Genomic DNA, 8239 nt, shown 5'->3' on the forward strand with positions numbered 1-8239 from the left:
GCCTGATGCACGCCAGCTGGCAGATGCAATTGATCTGGGGGCTGATTGTCGGTTGCGCTACCGGAGCAACATCGATGACCCTGGGCGCCTCGGTGGTGAATCGCTGGTTTGTGGAAAAACGTGGCTTGGCCATGGGCTTGTTGACCGCCAGCTCGGCAACCGGGCAGCTGGTGTTCCTGCCCTTGATGGCGGCCATCACCGAGTACAGCGGCTGGCGTCCGGTGGTGTGGCTGGTGGCCGGTGCCGCTGCGGTGGTGATCCCCCTGGTGGCCTGGCTGTTGCCCGAGCGCCCGGCGACACTGGGCTTGCGCGCGCTCGGTGAGCCGGAGGGCAGCCTGGCGGCAGGCCAGAGCACGCAGAATCCGATAGCGATCGCCTTTGGTGCCTTGCGCGAAGCGGTCGGGCAGCGCGACTTCTGGTTGCTGTTTTTCAGCTTTTTTATCTGCGGTGCCAGCACCAATGGCTATATCGGCACCCACTTTATCGCCATGTGTGGCGACTACGGCCTGAGCCCGGTGCGCGGCGCCGGCATTCTCGCCGCCATGGGCATTTTCGATTTGTTCGGCACGACGCTGTCGGGCTGGCTATCCGATCGATTCAATGCGCGCAAGCTGTTGTTCTGGTACTACGGCCTGCGTGGGCTCGCCTTGCTGTATCTGCCCTATGCATTCGGTTTTGCCTTTTTCGGCTTGCCGATATTTACCGTATTTTATGGCCTTGATTGGGTCGCCACCGTGCCGCCGACCGTGCGCCTGACAACCGATCGCTTTGGCGCCGCCAAGGCACCGGTGGTGTTTGGCTGGATTGTCGCCGGCCACCAGCTGGGTGCCGCCTTTGCTGCGCTGGGTGCTGGACTGCTACGCAATAGCCTCGGTTCCTATACGGTAGCGACGATGATCTCGGGCGGCTTGTGTGTCGTCAGTGCCTTCCTGGTACTGCATATCAATCGCGCTGTGGTAGCGCCTGTGCCGGCCTAGGCTCTGTTGACGTTTTGTCGCCGAATCGCGTTTCGTCGGAAAACCGCCGTTTGCTGCGTTGTCGCACACTGACGTAGATGACTACGCTGCGCGTGCGACGCCTTGTCCGGCAAATGTGTATTTGCCGATTCAAGGCCTGTGACGGGCAACACTGTGCAGCGGCGCTGCATCATGCTGCGTCGCACAATCGAGCGCTTGCTTGACTGTTGTGTCAATGGGACGTATGTTTCAAACAACCGTTTGATCGGGTCGGCTATAGTGCTGACCGTTCCACCTTACGGCACAGACAAGCAAGCCCATGAATTCCATAGCAGATACCCGGCAGATCGACACCGCGACGCGCATCCTGGATGCCGCCGAGGCGCTGTTCGTCGAGCATGGCTTTGAAGCCACCTCGATGCGCATGATCACCCAGCGCGCAGAAGTCAATCTGGCGGCGGTCAACTACCACTTCGGCAGCAAGGATGCGCTGTTCCAGGGTGTGTTCACCCGTCGCCTGACGCCGCTGACCCAGGCTGCACTGCTCAATATCGACCGTCTGGAAGCGGCGGCCGGCGCAAAGGCGCTTGGCGTGAACGTCATCATGACAGCCTTTATGGATGCGGCGCTGGCGGTGGCCAATGATCCGGCGCGCGGCGGTCCGATTTTTGTGCGTCTGCTAAGTCGCACCTTCGTGGAAACCCATCCCGCCTTGCGCGAGGTACTGGCGCGCTACAACGAGGAATGGGTGCAGCGCTACTCGCATGCCCTCGGGCAGGCCTTGCCGATGCTGGATGCGCATGAATTGCAATGGCGGCTTAACTTCGCCTTTTCAACGATTTTTCATGCATTTGCCGGCAATAACATTTTGCGGCTGTTCATGAACGATGCCGGGATCAATGCGCGCGACCCGCGCCTGATCGCGACCTACCTCGTGCCCTTCGTCGTGGCTGGCCTGACTGCGCCACCCACGCCAAAGGGCGCGGATTAACCACCTGGGAAGGAAACTCTCATGGCTCTTACCATCCTTATCATCGTCCTGGCGGTGCTGGTGCTCGGTTATCTGCGCGCACCGCTCATCGTCTGGTCTGCCGCCATCCTGGCGGCGATAGGCTACGGCCTGCATACCCATGGCGGCAATTACCTGCTGCTGGCGGCGCCGGCGCTGATCCTGCTGGTGCTCAATGTGCCGGCCCTGCGCCGTGCCGTGCTCACCGGCCCGATTTTCAAGATCTTCAAGAAGATCACCCCGGCGATGTCGCAGACCGAGCAAGAAGCAATCAATGCCGGTTCGATCTGGTGGGATGCCGAGCTGTTTTCGGGCAAGCCGGACTACGACAAGCTGCATAGCTATCCAAAGCCGACGCTGAGCGCCGAGGAGCAGGCCTTCCTTGATGGCCCGACCGAAGAGCTGTGCCGGATGATCGATGACTGGAAGATCAACCATGAACTGAAGGACTTGCCGCCGGAAGTGTGGCAATTCATCAAGGACAATGGCTTCCTTGGCATGATCATCAAGAAGAAATACGGTGGCGTGGAGTTTTCCAATTACGCCCATGCCCGCGTGGTGACCAAGATCGCTACCCGTGGCGGCACTGCGGCGGTGACGGTGATGGTGCCCAATTCGCTCGGACCGGGCGAGTTGCTGCAGCATTATGGTACCGAGGCACAAAAAGACTACTACCTGCCGCGCCTGGCCAAGGGCCTGGAAATTCCGTGCTTTGCCCTGACCAGCCCCTATGCCGGCTCCGATGCCGGTGCGATTCCTGACTTCGGTGTGGTGTGTCGCGATTCCTATACCGATCCGCGTACCGGTGTGCGCCATGAGAACGTGGTGGGTGTGCGCCTGAACTGGGAAAAGCGCTGGATCACCCTGGCACCGGTCGCCACCATTCTTGGTATGGCATTCAAGATGTACGACCCGGATCATATCCTGGGTGACAAGGAAGACATCGGCATCACCTGTGCGCTGATCCCGACCGACCATGTCGGCGTCGAGATCGGTCGCCGCCACTGCCCGCCCGGTTCGGTATTCATGAATGGCCCGACCATGGGTCGCGATGTGTTCATTCCGCTGGACTGGATCATCGGTGGCAAGGATTACGCCGGCCAGGGCTGGCGCATGCTGGTCGAGTGCCTGTCGGTCGGCCGCTGCATTTCCTTGCCGGCCATGTCGGTGGCGTCCGGCAAGTTCGCCAGCTATGTCACGGGTGCCTATGCCCGGGTGCGCGAGCAGTTCGGCATGTCGATCGGCAAGTTCGAAGGCGTCGATGAAGCGCTGGCGCGTATCGGCGGATACACCTACCAGATGGATTCGACCCAGCGCCTGGCGCTGACTGGCCTGGATATCGGCGAAAAGCCGTCGGTCATTTCGGCCATCCTCAAGTACCACAACACCGAACGCCTGCGCAAGGTGCTGAACGATGCCATGGATATTCACGGCGGCAAGGCGGTGGTATTGGGTCCGCGCAACTACCTCGGCAAGGCCTACCAGACCATCCCGGTGGCCATTACCGTGGAAGGCGCCAATATCCTCACCCGCTCGATGATCATCTACGGGCAAGGTGCCATTCGTTGCCATCCCTATGTGCTGCGCGAAATGAAGGCGGCCATGAACAACGATCTGGTCGAATTTGACGATGCCTTTACCCGCCATATCGGCTTTGTGCTGAGCAACAAGATTCGTGCCTTCGTGCTGGGCCTGACCGGTTCGAAGATCGCCTCTGCTCCGGCGCAGGCGGGTGAATTGGCGCAGTACTACAAGGATATCGAGCGTCTGAGCACGGCATTTGCGCTGCTGTCCGATATGGCCATGTTCAGCATGGGCGGCTCGCTCAAGTTCCGTGAAAAGATCTCGGCCCGCTTGGGCGACATCCTGTCCAATCTGTTTATCGCCACCGCTGTGCTGAAGCGCTTTGCCGACGAAGGCAGCCAGAAGGATGATCTGCCGCTGGCCAAATGGGCAGTATTGCAGGCCCTGCACGATGCCCAGGAAGCGTTCACCGGTGTGCTGGCCAATCTGCCGAATCGCCCGCTCGCCTTTATGCTGGGCTGGATCATCTTCCCCTTGGGTCGTCACTTCACCACGCCGCGTGATCGTCTCGGTACCAAGATTGCCCGTCTGTTGATGCAGCCTGGTGGTGCGCGCGATCGCCTGACGCGCGATGTGTATGTGCCACAGGATGAAACCGATGCAGTGGGTGTGCTCAGCTATGCCTTGCAAGCGCATATCGAGGCTGAGTCCAGCGAGGGCAAGCTGCGCCGCGCACAGCGCGATGGCAAGCTCAAGGCGCTCGATGCCAAGGGGCGCCTGGATGAAGCACTGGCGAGCGGCTTGATCACCCAGGCCGAGTTCGATGCAGTGACCCGCGCCCGCCGTCTCAAGCGCGAGGTGATCATGGTGGATGATTTCGACATGATGCTGGACAAGCACGACACCGAAATCAGCCAGCGCCAGCCGGTATAAATAAAAAGCCACAAACTGTCGTTTGAAAGCCGCGCAGAGCCCGTATCTGTGCGGCTTTTTGGCAAATTGGCAACAGGGGCTGTGCTATGCTCAGCCACACTCAGCCGAGCGCTTGCAAGGTAGACAGTGCAGTGGCGATATCTGCAGTTCCAAACCCCCGTCAAAATGGAGACAACATATATGAAGAAGCAAGCCATTCGCGTATCGGCCCTGCTGGTCAGCATGGCGCTGGCGCAACAGGCGCTGGCCTCGGGTTATCACTTCGGTACGCAGTCGGCCAGTGCGCAGGGCACGGCGAATGCTTCCGGTGCGGCAGCTGATGACGCATCGACGATTTTTTACAATCCGGCCGGTTTGACGCATCTGAAGGGCACCAATGTATCGGGCGTGCTCGATCTGGTTCTGCCAAGCGGCGACTACACCGACCAGGGTTCCTACACTGCAGCGGGTCCGGCCAACCTCACTTCGGCCTACACCGGCAAGACCGATGGCGGCAAGTTCGTCAAGGCGACGGCGGTTCCGCATACCTATTTTTCGCGTCAGATCAATGACCGTGCCACCTTCGGTATCGGCGTGTTCGTGCCCTTCGGCTCCAAGACCAAGTATGACGAGAACTGGGCCGGCCGCTACAACGTGATCGAGACCGAGCTGAAAACGATTGCGATCAATCCTTCGTTCGCGTTCAAGGTGAACGATCAGCTGTCCATCGGTGCTGGCGTAACCGCCCAGTTTATCGAAGGCAAGCTGGTCAAGGGCGCTGATATGGGTACTGGCGTAGTCGCCCTGGTGGCGCCAGGCATCGTCGCCAATGCACAAAAAGCTGCTGCTGGCGCACAGCAAGCTGCCGCTGCTGCACAGCAGGCCGCTGCTGCTGGCAATGCCGCCCTGGCTGCGCAATATGCCGCGACCGCACAGCAATTGGGTGCGACGGCCAAGTCGCTGGCGGCAACGGCCAGCGGCCTTGCTACCCGCCTCGGTGGCAACCCGGCTTACTCGGGCAAGGTGGATGTGGATGGCGATGATTGGGGCTATGGCTGGAATCTGGGCCTGATGTATGACATCGATGCCGATACCCGCATCGGTCTGGCCTATCGCTCTGCCATCAAGCACAAGTTGAGCGGTACCGGCGACTGGACAGTGCCGCAGACCTTTGCAACCGACCCTGCCTTGGTTGCCCTGGGTTTGGGTTCGGGTGTACAGGCTTCGCTGAATGCGCGCTACGCCGATGGTCCGGCCGCGCTGGATGTGGATACGCCTGACTCTGTGTCGCTGTCGGTGTTCAAACAGATCAACCCCAAGGTTGCGCTGATGGCCGACTTTACCCATACCGGCCATTCCAAGTTCCAGGAACTGCGCATCAAGTTCGGCAATGGCACGCTGAAGGATTCGGTGACACCGGAAAACTGGGGTGACACCAACAAGATCTCGGTTGGCGGCACCTATCAGTATTCGGACGCGGTCAAGCTGCGCGCCGGTCTCGCCTACGACAAGTCGCCGGTAAAGGATTCCAACCGTACCCCATCGATTCCGGACAAGGATCGCAAGTGGGTGTCCCTGGGTGCGAATATCGCACTGACCAAGGAAAGCTCGGTTGACCTGGCCTGGTCCTTCGTGCAGGTGGGCGAGCCGGTGGTGAACATCACCGATAACGGTGGCTTTGCAAATTGCACCCTGGCTACGGCCAATTCCACGACCAGCTGCGCGACCATGATCGGTAAGTACAAGGTCAGTTCGCACGTGCTGGGCTTGCAATACAACCGCGGCTTCTAAGCGGATTTTGCGTTACGGGAGTGGGCCTGCTGGCCCACTCTTGCTATTTTGTAAAGGCAGGCTGGGAAAATTCAATCGCCCGATTTTGGAACTTTACCAAGCAAGCGCTAGACTGAAACGAACGTTTGCATTACTGTCTAGACTATCAGGCAACTGCATCGGTTTTGCATGCGGTTGAATTTTGCGAGCCCCCGATCGACTCTCCCCATCGAGGAAAACCATGTCTCATTCCAAATTCATCGTCCGCAAGGTGGCCGTGCTCGGCGCCGGCGTGATGGGCGCGCAGATCGCTGCCCATCTTGCCAATGCCAATGTCGAGGCCATCCTGTTTGATCTGCCGGCCAAGGAAGGCCCGAAGAATGGCATTGCGCTGAAGGCCATCGAGGCGCTGAAGAAGCAGAATCCGGCGCCGCTGGCTTCCAAGGCGCGTGCCGACTTCATCACGCCGGCCAACTACGACGAACACCTCGAATTGCTGAAGGACTGCGATCTGGTGATCGAGGCGATCGCCGAACGCATGGACTGGAAGCTGGGTCTGTACGAGAAGGTGGCGCCATTTCTGGGCGCGCAAACCATTTTCGCTACCAATACCTCGGGCTTGTCGATCAACAAGCTGGCCGAGGGCTGTCCGGAGTCGATGCGTTCGCGCTTCTGCGGCATCCACTTCTTCAATCCGCCGCGCTATATGCATCTGGTGGAGATCATCCCTTGCGTGACGTCGGATGCCGACAAGCTCGACCAGCTGGAAGTGTTCCTGACCACCACCCTGGGCAAGGGTGTGATTCGAGCCAAGGACACGCCTAACTTCGTTGCCAACCGCATCGGTGTGTTCTCGATGCTGGCCTGTATTGAAAACGCCCGTAAATTCGGCATCCGCTTTGATGTGGTAGACGACCTGACCGGTCCGCGTCTGGGTCGCCCGAAGTCGGCAACCTTCCGCACCGCCGATGTGGTCGGCCTCGATACCTTCGCCCATGTGGTGAAGACCATGCAGGACACCTTGCCGAACGATCCTTGGCACGGCCTGTTTGCTTCGCCGGAATGGCTGCAAAAGCTGATCGAAGCCGGCGCACTGGGTGCCAAGACCAAGGTCGGCATCTACAAGAAGGAAGGCAAAACCAAGCTGGTGCTTGATCCGGCTGCCGGCCAGTATGTCGAAGCCAACAAGAAGGGCGACGATGCGGTCAAGGAGCTGATGAAGATCAAGGATCCGGGCAAGCGTCTGTTGAAGCTGCGCGAGTCTGCTAACCCGGAAGCGCAGTTCCTGTGGGCCTGCTTCCGTGATGTGTTCCACTACATTGCCTTCCACCTTGACACCGTGGCCGACAATGCCCGCGACGTCGACTTGGCCATCCGCTGGGGCTTTGGCTGGAATGAAGGCCCGTTCGAGACCTGGCAGTCGGCCGGCTGGAAGCAGGTTGCGCAGTGGATCAAGGAAGATATCGAAGCTGGCAAGGGCTTGAGCAGCACGCCGCTGCCAGCCTGGGTATTCGAGCGCGATGGCGTGCACCAGCCAGAGGGTTCGTTCAGCGCCAGCAAAAACGCCCTGGTACCGCGCTCCACGCTCGATGTATACCAACGCCAGCTGTTCCCGGCCCCCTTGCTGGGCGAAGCGGCACCGGTCTATGGTGAAACCGTTTTCGAGAACGATGGCCTGCGCGCCTGGACCTCGGGCGACGGCGTTCTGGTGCTGACCATCAAGACCAGGGCCCATGCCATTGGCCCGGCCGTGCTTGAAGGCTTCAACAAGGCCATTGACATCGCCGAAGCCCAGTTCAAGGGCGTGGTGGTGTGGAGCCCGGACGATGTGTTCTCGGTTGGCGCCGACCTCTCGTCCATGCTGCCGGCCTTTATGGCCGGCGATTGGGCCAGCATCGAAAACATGATCGAACAGTTCCAGGCCGCATCCTTGCGCCTGCGCTACAGCCAAGTACCTACCGTGGCCGCCACCCGTGGCTATGTGTTCGGCGGCGGTTGCGAATTGATGATGCATTGCGACAAGGTCGTATCGCATCTGGAAAGCTATATCGGCCTGGTGGAAGTCGGC

The 8239-nt window shown here is 59.9% G+C and carries 5 protein-coding genes; all 5 read left to right on the forward strand.

The genetic code is table 11. The features are described from left to right. The coding region (locus tag ACE3OH_RS16105; protein ID WP_374355198.1) for an MFS transporter at window positions 1-977 on the forward strand (977 nt) is incomplete at its 5' end. A gap of 298 nt (window positions 978-1275) precedes the next feature. Beyond that, window positions 1276-1947 (forward strand): TetR/AcrR family transcriptional regulator, encoded by a 672-nt coding sequence (locus ACE3OH_RS16110; protein ID WP_374355201.1) that lies wholly within the window; start codon window positions 1276-1278, stop codon window positions 1945-1947. 21 nt (window positions 1948-1968) lie between these two features. Continuing rightward, window positions 1969-4422 carry an acyl-CoA dehydrogenase gene (locus ACE3OH_RS16115; protein WP_374355204.1) on the forward strand — a complete coding sequence of 818 codons (2454 nt, stop codon included), beginning with the start codon at window positions 1969-1971 and terminating at the stop codon, window positions 4420-4422. A 180-nt stretch (window positions 4423-4602) separates the two neighbouring features. After that, the gene (locus tag ACE3OH_RS16120; protein WP_374355207.1) at window positions 4603-6192 is read left to right on the forward strand and encodes an OmpP1/FadL family transporter; all 1590 of its coding nucleotides are present in this window, start codon (window positions 4603-4605) and stop codon (window positions 6190-6192) included. 220 nt (window positions 6193-6412) lie between these two features. Then, the coding region (locus tag ACE3OH_RS16125) for a 3-hydroxyacyl-CoA dehydrogenase/enoyl-CoA hydratase family protein (protein WP_374355209.1) at window positions 6413-8239 on the forward strand (1827 nt) is incomplete at its 3' end.

Source organism: Chitinimonas sp., assembly GCF_041904975.1.
In the GTDB taxonomy this organism is placed as follows: domain Bacteria; phylum Pseudomonadota; class Gammaproteobacteria; order Burkholderiales; family Chitinimonadaceae; genus Chitinimonas.